Below are 17875 nucleotides of genomic sequence, written 5' to 3'. Positions count from 1 at the left end.
GCTTTACACGTCTAGCAAACCTTATATTCATTGCATCGACTTGAAATGAATGGGAACATAAAAATCACCATTGGCCGCATAGCGCTCGGCTTCTTTAATCACTGAAGCCTGGAAGACCGGCAGAATCTCGCGGCAAATAATGTCCAAGGCGTCGCCGAACTTAGCGATGAACGCCTCGGCATCTTTCTGCTGCTCTCCAATGAGGAAGTCTCGAAAAGCAATCAACCTCGGCAGAATGTGACGTGTCACGACCGCGTTACCGCAAACTAAGCAGCCCCACGGTTCATCGCAAGGCGTGTCAGGCTCGCCCCCTGGTTTGTTCAGGAAGTCGCGGCAAGCGGCGATGAAGACGTCCTGCTTGCCGTTGAGAATCTGGCGGGCTTTGGTCTTGGGTAAGTCCAAAACCTTCGCGGCCGCCTCGACCTTGTCCGTCGGAAGCACTTTTGGTCGGCTGAGCGCTCTGAGCGCATTGATTCCGTCGGTGACAGCCAAATCGTGGAGGATTTTGGTGCTATCGTTATCCAAGTAGTGGTTTACTGTCGTGTCGGCAAGAGTGTGGGCTGCTTGCCTCATCGTTTTTTTATAGTTCCCATCTTTCCGATAGTTGGCGCTGAGCTTCGATACGCGCAAAGACCGGGCACTCATTCTGAGCTTTTTGCCGTGTTGGTCTTTGAGTTCATGTCGCTCACTCCACCCGCCGGGGCGATTCATCATCGATTTGGCGTAGCAGGCATCTATAGGCTTTACCGGATTCGTCCTATTCGGGCCGGGTGTGAGACAGAGAAAGAGCTGATTCTTGTCTGATGGGTTGGCAAACTCCACAAGCGGTTCGGTCAAGCGCAGGAGCGCTTTAATGATTGCCACAGCGGAATTCGGACCGTCGTCGTTAAGGGTGAGCTCAAGCTGCTTTTTCTTACTGCGCCCTTTCTCATAGTCAAGTCGATAGCTATCACTCTTGACCGGCACGAGACAATTTCGTTTCAACCCAACGAGAGACGATTCGTTGATGCCAAGCTTTTTTTCCAGAAGATTCAAAAAAGGAAGCATGTCCACGTTCAGTGGATAAAAATGGCCATAGATAACATCCTTGGTATATATCTTTTCACCATTCGGACCTCCGTTTCCCGCTTGTTTGAACGAGCTATGGCCGTTGTCCAGCTCTTTGTGCGTTAGATAGCGACCGCCAAGCACGTTTTTGACGTACCAGAGCAGGTTGGGTAACTGGTTCCATGGCCGTAGATTGACGTGAACGGGAGCCTGCCGACCGTTCACATACGTGCGAGGCATTAGACGTCCTCGGGGGTCTACGCCTTGTGCCAGCAACTCTTCTCCGCGTTCGATTCGCGAGCAAAGTGCGCTAATCTGTTCCCGACAGAGCTTCTCGATGTCAATCAACTCAGAAGCCATGTACGGCTGTGTCTTGTCGCCGTCGTCGACACAGGCGAAGTTTCGCGGGGGAGTAAAATCGCTTCTCCACAGCCCCAACTTCTTACCGGCTTCAAGGAGCCGCGTAAGGTCACCATATCGGCGACGACGGCGTTCTGATTTACGATGCAACGTACTATCGAAGAGATATATTTTGAAGTGCCGAAGAAACTCGGCATCTATATCTATCATTCGAAAAGACTTCGGAAGTTTCTCCGAATCAACGTATTCCAATGTGTCGCGAACGCAAGCGAAATACGCACCGAGACTCCCTTTGGATTTAATCTTTGCTACATCAACTCGCTTGTACAGGGATGCCACCAAATCACGAGCAAAAGCAGGATGCTCGAATTTCGTTAAATCAAGAACGGCTCCTGGCCCTTGCAATTTGGGGTGATTGAAGACCAAGCTTCCCAGCGTAATAACATTGGTTACAACAGGCGGGAGATTCGTGAATTTCGATTGTCGTATTTTCATAAATCGTCAGTATTACTGTGAAGGGGCGCCATTAGCCACTCGCTTCAGTGAAGCGAGTAGAAAAAATCGTCTTGGTTTCTACTTGCGGAGTGTTAAGCTAAGGTGGCAGTCCATTCATTAAGGGCATCCTCAATCACCATCTGGGCTTCTGAAGTCAGCTCCAGATAGGTGAACACCGTCACAATCGATTTATGTCCCAGCAGTTGCTTTAGAATTAGCAACGGGTCGCCAATCATGCTTTCATATTTGTCGGCGACTGTGCCGTCAGCAATACCGTTCTTCAAACCCACAAACTTAATCAATGCGTCGAGCATAATCGTTGCGTAGGTATGACGGCACCCGTGTGGTACGAGCTTGAGGCCTGTTGCTTCAGACGCCTGCTGAAACACTTCTTCGACCATCCGCTTACTTAGCGGCTCTCCCGTCTCTGCCAAGAACAACCGGGTGGCCTCTTTGCCACGATTGCCCGACCGATACTTTGCGGCAGCGACCTTTCGGTCCTCGTCGATGTAGAAATGAATGGCTCTGGTAATGCGCTTGGGCACGGGAACCGTGCGCTTCTTCCTTCCCTTCCCAATCACTGTGACCGGTACAACGGCCCTCCCCGAATATGCTGCTGAATCTGGGTCTGGAATGTTGTATGTGTTCAACCCGAGTGCCTCCTCAATACGGAATCCGCTACAGATAAGAAGTTCGATGAGCGATATGTTGCGTTGAGCGTGCTCCTTGTTCAGAAGAAAGGGCCGCCAATGTGTTTTGTATTGGTCTAAAGCTATATAATTTAATGGTTTATCTGTGGTTGAGACATTTAGCTCCGACGTCTCACCGTTATCGTGTTTGTAGGATGAGCGGGAAGGGCGATAAGTTACGGGAATATCGTCGCGCAATTTCTTCCGCTTCGCGTACTTGTATAGATGACTTAACACCACCGAGGTTTGATTCCAGGATTTTCCATCAACCCCCGCTAATATTTCCGTTCCGTCAGTTTTGATGGTATAGAAGTCGGTGAGATGCTCCTCAGTTGCAGTCATCCAATTCACGCCTCGCGCATCACAAAAATCGAGGTACTCAGCGCCGGCATAGCCGTAGCTTCTCCAAGTATGGAAGCTACGTCTGCGTGGCCCCACTACCAAGAATCGACAGAAACCATTCAGCTCCTTATCAAAACTTAGGTCCACACCCAAAAAAAATGGATGCCCATCTGGGAGACCAATGCTTTTCTGCATTTTCAAAAACTCTGTCCGTTCTCTCTTGGAGAGTTTGTCGAAAAGACTTGAATTGAAAAAATATAGATTGGGCCGCATCTTGAGACACCTCATCGAATTGGTTTGTCTCAAAAAATCCTAAATTAAAATCGAACGATTTTGTTCGAGCCCTATTTTATTTTTTGGTCCCGTATAAAATGGAATAGCAATTTTGCCAAGGTATTTCGTTGTTTATTTGCGACAAAATCCCTTCGGCCGCGTTTTGAACACGGAGTGGCGAGACTTCGGTTGCGGGTACGGGCATTCAGCCCATGTCTTTTCGCGATTTCAGGACAGAACGCCCGTGGTTTTGGCTTGTCGTTGCTCGTGCTATCCTTCGTTAATGAGTCTTTGACGCAGACTCGCCCGCCCACATAGGCGAAGCCGGCCGCGGCAGCGTAAAAATCTTATGGTGCATGGCCGACTCTTTTGGCTGCAGTTGAATCCGTGTGTGGGCGCATAGGCTTCTTGCGGCTAAGGACAACGCCATGAGCAACCCACTTTCTGCCCCTCAACTCGAGCAACTGCGCCGCAACGCCAAACGCCTTGCGCGCCGGGAAGCTATTCCACTGAATGAAGCTCAGGACCGGCTCGCTCAGCAACATGGTTTCTCGAACTGGGCGCTGTTGAAGAAGCACACTCCCAATCGCGAACCTATCCTGCCGCAACCGTCCGTCCAGGCGGATTCCCGTGTTCGCTACTATTTTCATGGCGACCAGAAGGAAGAGGACGCCAATCTGTACTACTGCGTACACTGCGACTTGTCGTTTCTCTTGGGGCACTTCGCGGCCGAGCATGGCCCGACGACCGTGGAGCGCTATATTCGACAGCTGGAGACTGCGGATGCGCGGCCAACCGGGTGGCATCGAACTCATCGCAGACCCGCGAATGCTGTGAACGCGCTAGACGAGGAGGTGCGCAGGTTCCGCGCTGAGGCTGCGTTGCGAGAGGCTTCGCGTAGCGCCTTCCATCGATGGCTTGTCGCACAGGCCGACCGTGGGGACCAGGTCGGCGACATCGCTCACGACATCAAGAGAGATACGGGCTTTCCGGTCGCGGAGACGCGATTCGACGAGCTTATCGCGTATCTGGAAAGCAAAACTGGACACCATGTAATCCTGAGCGCATTCCGGCGCGCGCACGTAGAGTTTGCGCTACTTAACCAGACGCGGTCGTAGTCGTAGAGCGCCAGTGACAGAGCAACGGGCGGCCCGCTGGGCTACCCGTGCGAGTCAACCCATGCTCTAGCCCACGAGAGTCCGACTTCCTGCGCCTCTTCCTCGGTGTCAAAGACGCCGAGGACTCCCGAGGCTTCGACGAATTTCCGGTCTCGGGTGATTGTCCCGCTCGCGCGAAGCGCTCGTGTGCGAGAACTTCGTCCTGCTGCTCGATGGCATGGCCCCATAGCACGTAATTTTTATAGGTGGCCTGCTGCATCGTCTTCGTGTTCCTATGGAGGTGCTTCGACAAGTCACGCACCGAACATGGTCGAAATAAATCGTTTTGCTTCTTCGCGGCTCACATGCTCGAACGGCGCGGCATGGTGGGCGTAGAGAAATTGTGTGCCTTCTCGGTCAGTAAGCTTCACCGTGAGCCGGAACAACGAGCCGGCCGGATACTGCTGCCGCATGGAGCGACTGCACTCGACTTTAAGCGCTGGGCTGACGCCCTGTCCAGGAAGTGGCCTCACGCGCAAACCTGCCGACGAGGGTTCGCCAGACGGCATGTACGTCTCAACGATGATTTCCATTCGATGACTCCACGCAAGTATTAGGCGCTCGCCAACGCGCAGCTGGCGCGCCGTTCGTATCTAGTTGCGGTCAGGCAAAGAGGTCGCGCACGCGCTCGAAAGGGAGCCCCGATTCGGCGGCACGTCGAACCTTCCGTTCGAGCACATGGTTCAAAGGAATCTGCCGGTCGAGGGCGTCAAACAGGTCGAGTCCGTCCATACAGATAACGCGCTTTGCACGACCGAAGGCTACCAACCCGTCCGGGGTGAAGCCGCTGTTGCTTACGAACAGACCGCGTGCCCATGCGGCTTTCTGCTCCAGCTTCCCGTGAAAAGCGTGCAAATCAGCCGCGGGAGTCTGGGCGGACTGCCACTTCGCCTCGACGAGATAGGTTTCGCCTTGCAGGGCGAAGCTGCCGTCTATCTGCTCTCCGCGATGGCGAAACGGCTCCCTCGCTTCGAGAGCGAAGCAGTCGAACGCCTCCTTGAGCCATGTTTCAAACGCGTAACCGCGAGGATGCGGAGGTAATGACGACAGCTCGATAAGCTTGGTCTTGAGCGCCAGAATCCGGCCAGTATCGAGCGCCGGCTTGGGCGGCGGATTCGGACTAGCGGTGCCCTCGGGCTTACCCTCGAGACGGTTAATCAGGGAGAGGAACTGTCCTTCCGCGTTGGTGACCCAGTCGTCCCGTCCGTCCGACTGCCGAACGCGTTCGCGATATTTCTACAGCGCCTTGAGCGTCGTAACGGCTGTGGCCAAGTCGACCTTGTTCAGAAAGCACCTCAGGCGCTTCGCTTTGGATGTACCGTTGTCAAGGTAGGCGGGGTCGTCAATGTCGACATTGAGCTCTTCGAGGAAGAAGATGGCCATCGTGCGGTCCGAGAAATTGAGCACATACCCGCCATTCATTTCGAATAGGTCATCGACGAGCTTCATGTCGAAGGTTCGGATATTCGGCGTCTTCATACGTTGCATATGGTCCCTGCGCGTTCGGCAATCACCCCAGCGCCTTTTCGCCTGCAGCCAGGCCGTTGTTCTTCTCGAATCCAATTATGGCAATCAAAGAAAGTATGCCCGAACGCTAGCAGGGCATCGCCTTGTATCCACCTGTGCCTGTGAAAGTGTCGCCTGTCGGCATCGTCAGGGAGCTGTCGCCAGCTGCTTCTGCTTTGCTCGCTCCATCAACTTCCCGTGAAACCGAGCGTAGACATCAAAAAGGTGAGGTGGCAGTTCTGGGCTGTGGTAAGGGGCCTCGTTCAGAAGGTCGGATAGCAGCAAAAGACGCTTTTCTGGGATGCTGCGACGCCTCGTGTAGTCTTCAAAGAACATTGCGAATCCGCATTTTTTCATGCGAACGGCTTCAATGAGCCGGTCAACATGGTCGACGCTGAGAATGTAGACCGGGTTACCCGATGCGAAGCGGTCTGCCCCCGCAGTGAATAGCTGGTCCGTCTCAGCAGCAAAGAGGTCGCCGTAGGTGACGACGACCTTGTGCACATTTGCGTTCGGGTTGGCCTTATGTACGAAAGTCTCGACGTTCCTCAGTTGTTCATCCGCCTTCCTCACGGTTGCACTGAGTTTTGACGCGTAATCGCGTACTGTTCCAGCAGCGGGAAGCGTATGAGTCAAGGCTTTGTTTTTGACCTCGAGCAACACCACATCAGCCCCATCTAAAACGGCGAAATCGCAGCACTTACCGCCGACCGAAAAACGGGTTCGAACTTGCTCTTCGCTCAGAATCTCGAGGCCGCTCAGATTTAGGCTGCGCCCGACGTACTCTTCGAATAGCTTTTCGAAGCTCTGTCGAATCCCAGGATTCTCGCTGCGACCAACGATGTCACTCAACGCGTATCCCAAGTTGCGGTCAAGGCAACAGCGCCCCCAAAAATACCAAGCATCATTGCGCAGCCGTGTGAAGGGCGACCTGTAAAGCAGGTTTGGTTGGAACCATTCGTCCGTGCTGACCTCGTCGAACTGTTTCGCGGTCACCTCGCGGGGGATGAGCATGGTTTGATAGAAACGCTCGACAGGAACTCGGCCAAACATATCTTGCAGACCAGCTCGGTATCTCGGTGCAATGACTGTCGAAATATCTTCGAGTGAATGTTTGCGAAAGAGGGTCGCGATGCCAAGAAAGTCAATCGGCGGCATGCCCAAGCTGTCTTCGAACAGACGGTAGAGGTGCGAGTTCGGTTGCAGTTGATTGATGAGGTCAATCTGACGTGCGAAGGGTCCCAGCTCTTGCTCTCGTTGGTGTGGAATCTGCGGGAGAAGCCACGACCGAAGCGCAAGATGAAACGAGCGACCAGGCCCGAATCCAGTGAATGCCAAATCAGCAAGCTTCCAGGCTTGGTCGATACACCGCCGCAACGCTTGCTGGGAGATGTCCGCAAAACCATACATACGCGGCTCATCGCGCAACACCCAAACTGCGACGCGCTCGGCGAGCCATGGGGCGTGTGGCTTCCCATCATCTGCTGTCGATTCGGCTTTGATGAACTGTGACAGTTCGGCCAAAACGCTCCCGTAGGAAAATTTCCGGAGCTGGTTGCGGATTGGGCGAATCGCCTCGGCGTACGTCATGGGTTCCGTCTCACTTATGGTGAAGAACGGCCGGCGAAGCAGCCAATGCATCTACGGCTCGCTACGTTTCGAGCGCAGTTCTTTCGGGAGAAGTCGGTTCAGCTCATCATCAGTGAAGAAGAGCTCCTCAGCCTGCTTGAGTGCCTTTTGGGCATCTGCGTAGGCTTTGCTGTTCGTCCTCGGTGCAGCCTTGTAGATGTCCTCAAGCGACTCGTTCAATCGGTCTCGGGCAGCGCGAATCTCATCCACGGGTCGTCCATCGTTCATATCGACCAGAAGCGACAGAAGCGCTTCGCGGACACCCCATAGCTTAGAGGCGACGATGGTATGTTTCTGTGCCTGCTCTCCGAGACTGGCCTCTTTGAAATAGAGCGTGAAGCCTAACAGGACTGTCGAGAGCACTGCACCAATGAGCGTGAACGGATGTGTGTCCCCAAGAACTGCCAGCAACAGACTGCTCGTCGTCACTGCCGACAGGACAATTTCCGCGTTCTTGATGACCTTGTAACGCGAGATGTATCGGTCGGCCATCTTCTCGTGGGTCTTGTGGGTGTACGCAGCTCGCGCGTACATCTCCCTCAACTGCCCTTCCAGTGAGGTGGCCGGCCCTACCTGTGCATCGTTAGGCTGGAAATGCTGTGCCATAAATTGCCCGATATTTTTGCCTTGCGGACCAGTTCTCGCCCTTCGCTTGATGGGCGATAGCCTCAATTGCCCTAAGCTCCGCAGAGCGAGCCTTGAACTGAAATACATCGCTTCGGTACACATATGAGCCGCTGCCCGGTGCATGCCAATATATCTGCGACGTATCCAGGTTCGCGAGATAGTTGAAGAAGTCGCGGGTTAGATAATCGTAATAGACATATGACTTGTACCGATGCTCCCAGTTGGCGATGAACTGATAGGCGAGCGTGTCAATTAGCATCCCACTCATCGTAACGTTGTTTGTGTCGCGCCATGCTCTTGCCATCCGGCTCAACTCGACCAGATTTTCATTGGAGGCAGTATTCCGCGCAGAAAACGCGTTCATCTCATGTTTCGGCTTGCAGATGCGCCATGACCCTCCACCGTTTGCGTCTGCAAACGTGTAGCTCCCGTCGGTATTCTCGAACGCAGGCAGAATTTCAAATCGCACGCCATCATCGAAATTGATGACGACCACCTGGCCATCGCCAGCCATGTCCGAGACTCGATAGGTGTTCCGGATTGAGTTTTTGACAAGCGCGAGCAGTGCGGACTGGCCATTCCCGGTGTGCCCATGGAACCTTTGGTAGAGAGCATACGGAAGCTCGTAGAGCAGGTCGACGTCACTAACACTTGGGATGGCAGTGCTGCGACCGTACGAGCCGACATAAAACCGATAAGCGGACTTCGAGTCAAGCTTGTTCCGGAGGTCATAGTTCAACTGGCCAACGATGCGCCCCGTGCGGTAACTAATTGAGCCGCGCTTTTCTGCATTGATGCGAAGCGCACCGCAAAACTGAGCAAACCACTCCCCTTCGCCCATTTTTCACCTTCTTCTCTCGATTGTTATTTGCGTTGACACAACCTGCGCCAGTTCCGTCGCGACCCTCGGCAAGAGCCGACATTGCATTATCTTTCACAAGACACAGTATCAAGAAACGGCGCCGACTCCAATCTCACCACCCGCTGCCTCGTCATGCGCCGCGAATGCGCGGCTTGCCGCTTGCCGAGGAGCGAGCGCACCGCTTCTTCGACAGTAATAATTATGCGTCTTGCGACATAGCAAAGTGACGATTGCGGCCAGCGGAGGGCGAAGCGCACGTCCTTTTTACAGTCGCGCGGTATCAGCGGCAAACCTATTCGATAGGGACGTCAATCCGGTCGCGAGCGACGCAGACGTCGTTCTTTATTACGAAACATTCTACATAGTGAGGCCCGTTGAAGTTCGCTGTCTCCTTGCGTTCGCGACGGCCTCCGTCACGAACGATTTGGCCGCGAATCTGGTTCCGGCGGACGGCTTCGTCACCGACATTTCGCACCTTCCACATCACCTCATAAGGCTCCTGGACGTCGCACTCTGCGATGTGAAAGCGCAATGACATTCCGTGCTTGAGCCACGGGAAAGTCTCGGCGAGTGCCCGCAGATGCCCATATTGGGTGGTGCCCGCATAGTCACAGTCGATTTCGAGCTTTCTCCGGATGTCCACGGGATATTTATCCTCGATGAATTCCTCGGCTGCGTCTCCGGAGTCCCGCTTGAAGGAGAAACTCTCGGTGGCCGCGGCCTTGACGACCTTGACATCGACCGGGAATTCACGGCCGAACACCTCACGCCAGAGCTTTGCTCGCTTTCGCTCGTCTTTCTCATCCCGCGCTTGGATGCAGGTTTGCGCCACCTTCTTGGCCTTTCGATGGAAATTGCCTTTGCTCGCGATGTGTGCTTGGCTGCCAGGTGCGCGCCAGTAATCCTTTTGTTCGAGGTCCGCGAGATAGCTAAAAAGAGCAGCGACGAGCTCAGGGTACGCGCCGTACGACTTTTGGTCGAAGTCCTTGCAGCCTTCGAAGAATCGGTAGCAGAGCGTGTCAATGAGAATGCCGCTCATCGGCACACCGTGTTCGTTCTTCCACGACCGGAGCATCTTGCAAGCATGGCGGAAATTGCGATTAGTGCGCGTGTTCATTTCGCGCATCGCCTCCATTTCTTGCTGTGGGTAAGTGACCTTCCAGCTTCCCCCATTATTGGTGTCAGGATGATAGTAGTCGTTCGTATCTCTGCGATAGAACGCTGGCAAGACTTCAACCTTGAATTTGCGAAACTGAACGACAACCACCTGGCCGTCACCCTTTATTTCTGTGCTGGCATAGCGTGTTTTCAGGGAGTCGCGCACCGCTTGCAATAGTTGCGAGGGCCCATTGCCCTCGCGTTGGCGATAGCGCTCATAGAGGTCCCAGGGCAATTCAAAAAGCATGTCGAGGTCGCTGATACCACGGATGGCCGTATGGCGGCCGTACGAGCCGACTTGTAGGCAATGAGCACTATCCGAATCGGACCCGTAAAAGTCCTTGTTCAGACGCGTTGTGATGCTCTGGTAAGACGTCGAAATGTCAGACGCATTGCCGACGGAAATGTTTTTCCGGAATTGTTCGAACAGGGCTGAGCTCATGAATTACAGGGCGGCGAATTGAAAAGGACAGCCAGAAGACCGGGATGAAGGTAGATGGCCATGCCGAAGCCGAGCAGCATGACCAAGGTCACCCATGCTCCGAGCGGTACCTTGTCCCGCCAGAAGCTGAGTTCCAACTCATCGTTGACCCAACCAACCTGATGCTCCCAAAAGAACTTCACATGGGCGTACCAAGCGGCAAGGAAAATCTGCTTGCTAAGGGAGACCCCTGACGCACTGTCTACGATGTCCATTCGCCTTTGCGCGAATGCGCTCATGTCCGCACTTTCAGGTTGTGCTTTAACCTCGGCGTAGAGTTGTCGAAGCGAGTGATAGGCGCGCGTCAGCGCGGTACCGGCCTTGTCGTACTTCTCTTTGTCGGAGTTGTAGAAGTTGATGTAAAGGGTCAGCGACGAAGCAATCACCAACGTGGCAGAGACACCCGCGAGGGCGAGCGCCGGAAAGATGAGGCTGTACACCCCCACCACGAAACCAATGACGTTGACCCAACCTGGCGCCTTTTCGACGATGTCCAAGGTCGCAAAATGCAGTTTCGCCCCAAATCCGACGTTGTACCCGCTCTCCGCGACTATGCGTAGCAGGTCTTCCTTTTTCATATCGTGTTCCGGTGAAAGGAGCGCTGGCCCCGTGTACTGATAGTTTTTTCGGACCGTCATCGAGCCGATGCGGTCAACCTTTCGCATTACGCGAAACCATCGGTTGATATTACTGTATCGGCGGCAAAATCGACAGCCTTCGCCCTTAATGTGGCCTACTCGTGACCAGTGATTTTTTCTTTGAAAACGTCATTTTACGTTTGACAACGTCGCCTGCCCATCGGATACTTCACGCATAGATGACTATTTCCATGAAAAACTCACAAAATGGCAAAAACTGACAAAAAAGTAGCGGCAGGCAAGAAGACCGACCAGATGGACCGCTTGTTCGAGGAATTCTTCGTTCTTACTCGGGAGGCAATGGGCGCTTTGGAGAGCGGGTTTGAACTAAAGGGCGTGGTCGAGCAAGTGCTGGGAACTGGCAATGAGGATGCGCAAAAGGTGAAGCTCCGGTCCTCGCACCCTTGGGCAACCTTGGTAAGACTGCGGGACTATGCGGTCAACGGGATTGAAGCAAAGGGCTACGACACGGATGCCATCGTCATTGACGGGGCGCAAGTCTTGAAGTTAGTAACGTCTGAAAACTTCTGGCCTTCCGAAGAGTGGAATCACCTTGTCAAGATGGCCGACGGACGCTACGGCTTGGACGACGGGCAATCCGTTGAACTATCGACCTTGGCCCTGATGGCAAATGTGGACGTCCGCACTGTTCGCAACGCTATCAGCGCCGGCGCGCTTGAGTCGCGGAAGACTGGTGACAGCGTGTACATCGAGAACGAGTCGGCGCGGCGCTGGTTGCTTGGGCGCAAGGGCTTCAAGCCCACGGTCTCCAGCACAGATGCGGAGCGTCGGAGTCTTGAGCAGGTCTGCACCCCTGGCGAATTTGCGGCTTTCCTCGCTGCTCAGCGTGCTCGTATTGGTCTGAGCGGCGAGACCGATAAGCTGGTCGTATTCCACCCCAGCGTCAACGCCGATTCTGTCAAGGAGTTGGAATCTGGCCTCTTCACCCTGCCACTTGATACTGTATTTCCACTCGCGGCGTACTACCAGGTTGACCGAAAGAAGTTTCTCGACTGCGTGATGCGCGTCTTCTTCAGCGACGAGTTGCGCGCTCTGAACGCAGACCGCGGTGAGGGAGGCGAATAATGCGAAGCGCAAACCTGACTGAGCATGCACAAAAGCGTAGGCAGCAACGTGGCGTTTCCGAAATGCAAATACAGCTAATCACCGCATTCGGTTCACACCGGTATCAGAAAGGTGGATGCACGCTCGCGCGTCTTTCAGCGGAGACGCTTCGAGAAATACGTCGAGCTCTCGACGGGCTAGACAAGCTCGCAGTCTTTAAGTCGCCGGATGAAAAAGTGATCACGGTCATGCATCAGGACCGTCGAGTCCACTCGACGCAGTTCGTAGCCTGAGTTGCCGTCTTATACGCAGAGGCGGCCATCAACAATTAAAACAAAAGAGGAAAGCGATGGACAAAGCACTCAACTCCCTGCCTGCCCACGGTCGGGTCGAATGCCAACGTTGCTTCAACTCCTGCGATGCCATCGACTTTGATGCAACGAAGCGCACGGAAGGTAAATGGCGCATTACGGCCAATCCCCTCGCATGGGGGAACTCTGAGCCCGAGGTGGTCGTTCTAGGCTTCTGGAAGGGCCCGACGCAGGCAAACGCGCTTGCAAGCGCGCCTCTCGACGACATCGCGTACAAGGGCGGCCGCAAGAACGTCGGCAAAATCCTGAAGCGCCTTGGTCTTTTGCCTGGCGTGCAGGAGCACGAGCTGGTGCCGACCGTCGACCGCCTCATCGCTGACCGGCGTGGCCGATTCCACTTCGGGTCGCTCGTTCGCTGTACTGTCGAGCGGTTCGATAAGGGCAGCTGGAAGAGCTCGGGCGGCGGCATGCTCGACAAATTTACGATGGTTCCATTCGGGAAGGAGGTTTCGCGCAACTGCACGGAGCGCTTCCTGAAGGACCTGCCGGCGCGAACCCGCCTCATCGTCATGTTCGGACTGGGCACGAACCTCAACTACGTTGAAGCGTCGTTCGACTTGTTCCGTCACGCTCGAGGCGGGCAGTGGAAGCGCATCAACGACGTCGCCTACACGGACGGAAAAGTCGTGGTCGTTCACGTCGAGCACTTCAAGTCGCAGGGGAATCTCGTTCCCCGGTGGCTGGGTCAGGATGTGCATCCGCGTTCGCGGTATAGCGAGCTTGCGGCGCAGGCCGTGGCGCTCGCCCTAACGGAAAACGCTCGTGCCGCGTCGTAAGTCCTGGCCGAGCACTTGCGAAGAGCGCATTAGCGTCGCTGCACCGCCTAAGCCGCGTTCCGCTGGATAGGGCCCGACCAGTAAGCCTAATGCAGCCAGCATCCGGCTGACCTGCATTGGAGGATGAAAAGCGACCCGCCGAGCGAACAGTGTCGTCGGCGTCTGGCACCCTGACTTTGCAGTGCGGGCAAGGCCGAGCGGCGACGCCACCTCACTAGGCAGCGCAAGCACGAATCATAGAGCGTAGATAGCTTGCATGACCCGAGCGCCGAGCTGCTCCGTGTTGACATCTCTGCCGGTCGCGTGTTCTATCGCAACACCCAGCTGCGACGCGAGCATTCTACCCAAAGGAATAGCCTGCAAATTGTCGCCGCTGATTTCGAACAATGCCATGTCGTTTCCGCCATCGTTAAAAAACGAGGCAAGAGAGTATCAAGTCTTCCTTCGACGGGCTACGGACGCGGTAGCTGCGAAACGCGAATGAAAATATATGCTGGCTACTATGCAGCCAGTCGATGCTCGTAGTATGGCCGGTCCCTGTCATCAAGTATCGCGTACATCGCGTCCAGGCTCGATGCGCTCGGATTGAGCCAAGCTTCGATGTTCTCTGGCTTAATGGGGATGATGCACCGGTCGTGGCCAGCAGCTTCAACCTCCGGCGGCGGCTCATCGGTGATGGCAGCGAAGGACAGCAGGTCGGGTTGCCCTGGCGCGGTCCATCGCGACCACAGGCAAGCGACATGCATCAACTGGCCGTTGTTCGGACGAAACTCGAGGACGACATTCTCGTCTTTCTCATGAGTCTCCAGTAGCGTGCCTTCCATCTTCGCCTTGCTGACGTTCTCGTAGAAGACGTCCACGAGCATCACTCCATGCGTGTAGCCGAAGCATGGCTTCCAGAACCCTTCAAGATTGTCGCGTCGTGCGTTGTAGGTGCCTGGATACTTCACGTCGTAGTTCGCCGGTTTGCCAGCTATTCGGCACTGGTAACGCATCGGCTTAACCAAGTATTTGCCGTTCTCCATGACAAGCACGGGTGCGTAGGTCCCAGGAAAAATCCGAGAGTCTCTTGGTTGCGGCTCGGTTCGGTTGATGTCCTCAAGGCGTCGCAACGAGGCTTCGATTTTGTCGGTTGCGATGCGCTTACTTTCGGTCGCAGCCTTGGTCACCTTGGACTGCAGAGTTCGCTCAGCGTCTGCTAGGCGAGTCCGTTGTTTGAAGAGCTCTTGCTCGAGCTTTGTCGTCTGTTCCGCGTCGAATCGGTCGATGGACGCCTTTATCTGCCGTTCAGTGTCGGTTTGTGCGTCGCGGAAACTGTCATCGACCGCCTTCGGAATCTTCGCTTTGCTGCCCTCGGCTCGTTCGAAGTAAAGGCGCGCAAATTCCTCGATGTCCATGTGCGCACCGAAGGTCTTGACGTACTTGCGATAGTCCGCCTGGATTTGCGCCGAGTAGCACATGCAATGTCTCCGTTCATCAATTCGGTGGATGGACAGGTCAGAGCGATTCCTTGCACAACTTCATCATCTTCTGGACCACAGTGCTCGCGTGGTTCAGCGTCATCTCGCCAGTGAAGAGAGCTTGCACGTCGCTCTGCCGAACGGCGATGCCGGCGTCTTTCAGCTCGCGCTTCGCAATCTTCAGTGCAAGCTGCCCGAGAAGCACTCGGTCGAGCCAGTGCATCCTGATGAGGTTACGCGCCAGCCAGATTCGACCGCTCTCGACGAGGTGGTCAACGCGCCACTCGTACGTTAGGGAGTGGGATGCAGCGAGCGTGGCCACAAGGAAGCACAGAAGGTCGGCGCGCGCACCGGGGATTTCGTCAATATCCAGTTTGTCCATTGTTCTGGCTGCTCGTTCCGCTTGATTGTTCCAAGCTTCATTCCATTTCGATGGAGGTGCGGACGAGGCGGCGAGAATCAACCTCTTGGAGCCGCCCAATCACCTTCGCTGGCTGCAGCGCACACCCGTCCCGACACATGAGCCGTCGCATCCGTTGCAATAATGCCGGTTGCGCACGCTACCGTCGGCGACCCACAGGTTGAAATCGTCAACAGACCTCGTGCCGACCGTTCGAAGAAGTTCGGCTCTCCCGCCTTGCCGCGCGCGACAGCCTCGTCAATGGTCGCATCGCCGAATGCTTCACGCAGGTTTGCGACGAAATCCGCAATCATTGGGTGCTTCCGCCCAAGCATATCCATTCGCGTCTCCGGTGGCGACTTAAAAGGGGCAATTCACTGCTTCGAATTTTGAGTTACGATACTGTATAAATATACAGTGTTTTCGCGCTATGGCCGCCTTGCCCCAACCCATCGAGTCGATTCATCCCAGCCTCTGGCGCGGGTCTCAGCTCGCTCGTGCATACGGCAAGACGGTCGACACGGGGTATGCGGCCCTGAGCGCCGAGCTGCCCGGCGGCGGCTGGCCACTGGGAGCGTTGGTGGAGTTGCTCGTCCAGCAACCGGGGACAGGCGAGATGCGGTTGTTGAGGCCAGCGCTCTCCGAATTGAGTGCCCGACCGGTGGTGCTCTTGCAGCCTCCGCACGTTCCTAACGCGTTGGCCTTTTCGTTTCTCGGGCTGCCGATGAACAAGCTGATGAGACTGCGAGCGCCGAAGACGGCGGACGCGCTCTGGTGCGCCGAGCGCGTGCTTCAGGCAAAAACCTGCGGCGCCCTCGTGTTCTGGCAGCAGCACATTCGGGCCGAGGCGCTGCGACGGCTTCACCTCGCAGCGCAGGCGACGGAAACCTTGCTGGTGCTAATCAGGCCGCTGGCCGGCGCCCAAGACGCGTCGCCGGCGACGCTTCGATTGGGAGTCAGACCGGCTGACGGCGGCCTCGTCGTCGATGTTGTAAAGCGACGAGGCCCGACACGAACCGAAACATTGTCCGTCACCCTGCAACCGTCACCGATTCTGCTCAGCCCTTATGGCCGTGTTCGTCGCCATCTTCCTGCCCCGGCTTTCGCTGGAGGTGTTCCGTCCGCGGTGGTCACCGCTGACTGAGCACGGGTGCGTCGTGCTGGAGCGCGACAAGGTGATTGTGATGGACTCGGTAGCGCGAGAAGCTGGGGTGCTCCCAGGAATGAAGCGAGGCGGAGTGACAACGCTTTCGCCTGACGCGGCGGTCTACGACCGAAATGTTGAGCGCGAGCGGGAGATGCAGCGCGAAGTCGCTTTCGGCTTATTGCGCTTCTCGCCGCAGGTTGCTCTTTGCGACGAAGAAACCATCGTAGTCGACGTGACGGCGAGCCTGCGTCTGTTTGGCGGCATCCGCAGTATCTGTTCTCAGTTGCGAAACGTTGTGAAGTCGATAGGCGTGACGGCCCGCACGAGCGTTGCGCCGACAGGGCAGGGCGCATGGCTGCTGGCCAAGCGTGGCCGATGCCGCGTGCTCAAGATGCGCTCGCTCGAGCGAAATCTCGATGCGCTTCCGTTCATGGTCGTGCAAGAGGTTCGCGCCTACGCGGATTGGTTTCAAGGTCTCGGCTGCCGAGCCCTGAGTGACATCCGGCGCCTTCCGCGCGCTGGACTGAAGAAGAGGTGCGGTGTGGATTTGCTCGACTCTCTGGACCGTGCCTATGGTCTTTCGCCCGAGTTGTATCAGTGGCTCGATGTGCCTCCAACCTTCAGCGCCCGAACCGAACTGCCCGACCGCGTCGAACACGCTGAGGCTGTGCTTTTCTCCGCGCGACGCCTCATCGTGCAGCTTTGCGGTTGGTTGAGCGCGCAGCAACTCGCACTGACACACGCCACTGTATCCCTCGAGCACGAACGAGGCCGACAAGCCGTCGAGCCCACCATTCTTGAAATCGCTCTTGCAGAGCCGACCTGGCATGAAGAGCACCTCATGCGCTTGCTCAAGGAGCGGCTCGGGCGCACCGAACTGCCGGCTGCTGTGCTTGCCGTTCGACTGACGGCCTCCAAAGTAGAGCCGGCCGAGCCGCCGAGCGACTCGCTGTTTCCTGACCCCGGCGGGTCTTCTGAAGACCACAACCGCCTCATCGAACTTCTCGTTGCGAGACTTGGAGCAGAGAACGTGTTGCGGCCGGCGCCGACCTCCGACCACAGGCCTGAGCACGCGAATCGATGGGTGCCGGTTCAGGGCGACGCAAAGCCGACCGTGCCGCCGGCAGGACTGCCACGGCCAACCTGGTTGCTCGACGAGCCCGTTCGCCTCATGGTGAAGAACCATCGCCCGTTCTATGGCTCGCCGCTCAAGCTCGTTTCAACTGGCGAGCGCATTGAAGCCGGTTGGCATGACCGCGAACTGGTTACACGCGACTATTACGTTGCCGAAGCGGCCGACAGGAGCTGCTATTGGATTTACCGTGAGCGGCCGAGCGTGACGTCGGACGAAACGCGCTGGTTCCTCCACGGCCTGTTCGGATAAGCAGGTGT

General features: G+C 55.9%; 19 protein-coding genes and 1 pseudogene. 5 read left to right on the top strand and 15 right to left on the bottom strand.

Features of this window, described 5'->3' with window-relative positions; genetic code table 11:
- Nucleotides 1–27: 27 nt before the first annotated feature.
- Together PQR08_RS29855 and PQR08_RS29850 are read right to left on the bottom strand one after the other, a co-directional pair.
- Entirely contained in the window at nt 28–1902 is a 1875-nt protein-coding gene (locus tag PQR08_RS29855; RefSeq protein ID WP_408163314.1) for a hypothetical protein, read from the bottom strand.
- Between the two features lie 92 nt (nt 1903–1994).
- A complete protein-coding gene (locus PQR08_RS29850; protein WP_408163313.1) occupies nt 1995–3128 on the bottom strand; it encodes a tyrosine-type recombinase/integrase in 1134 nt (377 codons plus the stop codon).
- Nucleotides 3129–3634: 506 nt separating this feature from the next.
- On the opposite strand from PQR08_RS29850, the gene PQR08_RS29845 reads away from it, so the two are divergent.
- Nucleotides 3635–4324 carry a YozE family protein gene (locus PQR08_RS29845; RefSeq protein WP_408163311.1) on the top strand — a complete coding sequence of 230 codons (690 nt, stop codon included), beginning with the start codon at nt 3635–3637 and terminating at the stop codon, nt 4322–4324.
- Between the two features lie 41 nt (nt 4325–4365).
- On the opposite strand, the pseudogene PQR08_RS29840 reads toward PQR08_RS29845, so the two are convergent.
- The 9 genes and pseudogenes from PQR08_RS29840 to PQR08_RS29800 all read right to left on the bottom strand — a co-directional run bounded on the left by PQR08_RS29840 (nt 4366) and on the right by PQR08_RS29800 (nt 11204).
- Nucleotides 4366–4583 (bottom strand): annotated as a pseudogene (locus PQR08_RS29840) (DUF6566 family protein).
- 34 nt (nt 4584–4617) lie between these two features.
- A complete protein-coding gene (locus tag PQR08_RS29835) occupies nt 4618–4896 on the bottom strand; it encodes a hypothetical protein (RefSeq protein WP_408163309.1) in 279 nt (92 codons plus the stop codon).
- A 70-nt stretch (nt 4897–4966) separates the two neighbouring features.
- Complete coding sequence (locus tag PQR08_RS29830; protein ID WP_408163347.1) at nt 4967–5413, bottom strand: restriction endonuclease; 447 nt, start codon at nt 5411–5413, stop codon at nt 4967–4969.
- Nucleotides 5414–5599: 186 nt separating this feature from the next.
- Nucleotides 5600–5812: a hypothetical protein gene (locus PQR08_RS29825; protein ID WP_408163308.1), complete on the bottom strand. Its 213-nt coding sequence runs from the start codon at nt 5810–5812 to the stop codon at nt 5600–5602.
- A 204-nt stretch (nt 5813–6016) separates the two neighbouring features.
- Nucleotides 6017–7459: a hypothetical protein gene (locus PQR08_RS29820; protein ID WP_408163306.1), complete on the bottom strand. Its 1443-nt coding sequence runs from the start codon at nt 7457–7459 to the stop codon at nt 6017–6019.
- 51 nt (nt 7460–7510) lie between these two features.
- Nucleotides 7511–8104: an SLATT domain-containing protein gene (locus PQR08_RS29815; protein WP_408163304.1), complete on the bottom strand. Its 594-nt coding sequence runs from the start codon at nt 8102–8104 to the stop codon at nt 7511–7513.
- Entirely contained in the window at nt 8082–8966 is an 885-nt protein-coding gene (locus tag PQR08_RS29810; RefSeq protein WP_408163302.1) for an SMODS domain-containing nucleotidyltransferase, read from the bottom strand. Before PQR08_RS29810 ends, PQR08_RS29815 begins: the two co-directional genes overlap by 23 nt.
- 313 nt (nt 8967–9279) lie before the next feature.
- The gene (locus tag PQR08_RS29805; RefSeq protein WP_408163301.1) at nt 9280–10587 is read right to left on the bottom strand and encodes an SMODS domain-containing nucleotidyltransferase; all 1308 of its coding nucleotides are present in this window, start codon (nt 10585–10587) and stop codon (nt 9280–9282) included.
- Nucleotides 10584–11204 carry an SLATT domain-containing protein gene (locus PQR08_RS29800; protein WP_408163299.1) on the bottom strand — a complete coding sequence of 207 codons (621 nt, stop codon included), beginning with the start codon at nt 11202–11204 and terminating at the stop codon, nt 10584–10586. The genes PQR08_RS29805 and PQR08_RS29800 overlap by 4 nt, the downstream gene beginning before the upstream one ends.
- Nucleotides 11205–11471: 267 nt before the next feature.
- Here PQR08_RS29800 and PQR08_RS29795 point away from each other — a divergent pair, with 267 nt between their 5' ends.
- Complete coding sequence (locus PQR08_RS29795) at nt 11472–12350, top strand: hypothetical protein (protein ID WP_408163298.1); 879 nt, start codon at nt 11472–11474, stop codon at nt 12348–12350.
- Nucleotides 12351–12678: 328 nt separating this feature from the next.
- The gene (locus PQR08_RS29790; RefSeq protein ID WP_408163297.1) at nt 12679–13476 is read left to right on the top strand and encodes a hypothetical protein; all 798 of its coding nucleotides are present in this window, start codon (nt 12679–12681) and stop codon (nt 13474–13476) included.
- A gap of 234 nt (nt 13477–13710) precedes the next feature.
- On the opposite strand, the gene PQR08_RS29785 is transcribed toward PQR08_RS29790, so the two are convergent.
- The 4 genes from PQR08_RS29785 to PQR08_RS29770 form a co-directional block, all read right to left on the bottom strand.
- Entirely contained in the window at nt 13711–13869 is a 159-nt protein-coding gene (locus PQR08_RS29785; RefSeq protein WP_408163295.1) for a hypothetical protein, read from the bottom strand.
- A 107-nt stretch (nt 13870–13976) separates the two neighbouring features.
- A complete protein-coding gene (locus PQR08_RS29780; protein ID WP_408163294.1) occupies nt 13977–14936 on the bottom strand; it encodes an SOS response-associated peptidase family protein in 960 nt (319 codons plus the stop codon).
- A 37-nt stretch (nt 14937–14973) separates the two neighbouring features.
- A complete protein-coding gene (locus PQR08_RS29775; protein WP_408163292.1) occupies nt 14974–15318 on the bottom strand; it encodes a hypothetical protein in 345 nt (114 codons plus the stop codon).
- A gap of 77 nt (nt 15319–15395) precedes the next feature.
- Nucleotides 15396–15677, bottom strand: coding sequence for a hypothetical protein (locus PQR08_RS29770; protein ID WP_408163290.1), 282 nt, complete (start codon nt 15675–15677; stop codon nt 15396–15398).
- Between the two features lie 89 nt (nt 15678–15766).
- Here PQR08_RS29770 and imuA point away from each other — a divergent pair, with 89 nt between their 5' ends.
- Entirely contained in the window at nt 15767–16480 is a 714-nt protein-coding gene (gene imuA / locus PQR08_RS29765) for a translesion DNA synthesis-associated protein ImuA (RefSeq protein WP_408163288.1), read from the top strand.
- On the top strand, nt 16404–17867 hold the full coding sequence (locus tag PQR08_RS29760) for a Y-family DNA polymerase (protein WP_408163286.1): 1464 nt from the start codon (nt 16404–16406) through the stop codon (nt 17865–17867). The genes imuA and PQR08_RS29760 overlap by 77 nt, the downstream gene beginning before the upstream one ends.
- The last annotated feature ends 8 nt before the right edge of the window (nt 17868–17875 follow it).

This window comes from Caballeronia jiangsuensis, from assembly GCF_046030135.1.
Taxonomy (GTDB): domain Bacteria; phylum Pseudomonadota; class Gammaproteobacteria; order Burkholderiales; family Burkholderiaceae; genus Caballeronia; species Caballeronia jiangsuensis.
This window is presented reverse-complemented; position numbering and strand designations above follow the sequence as displayed.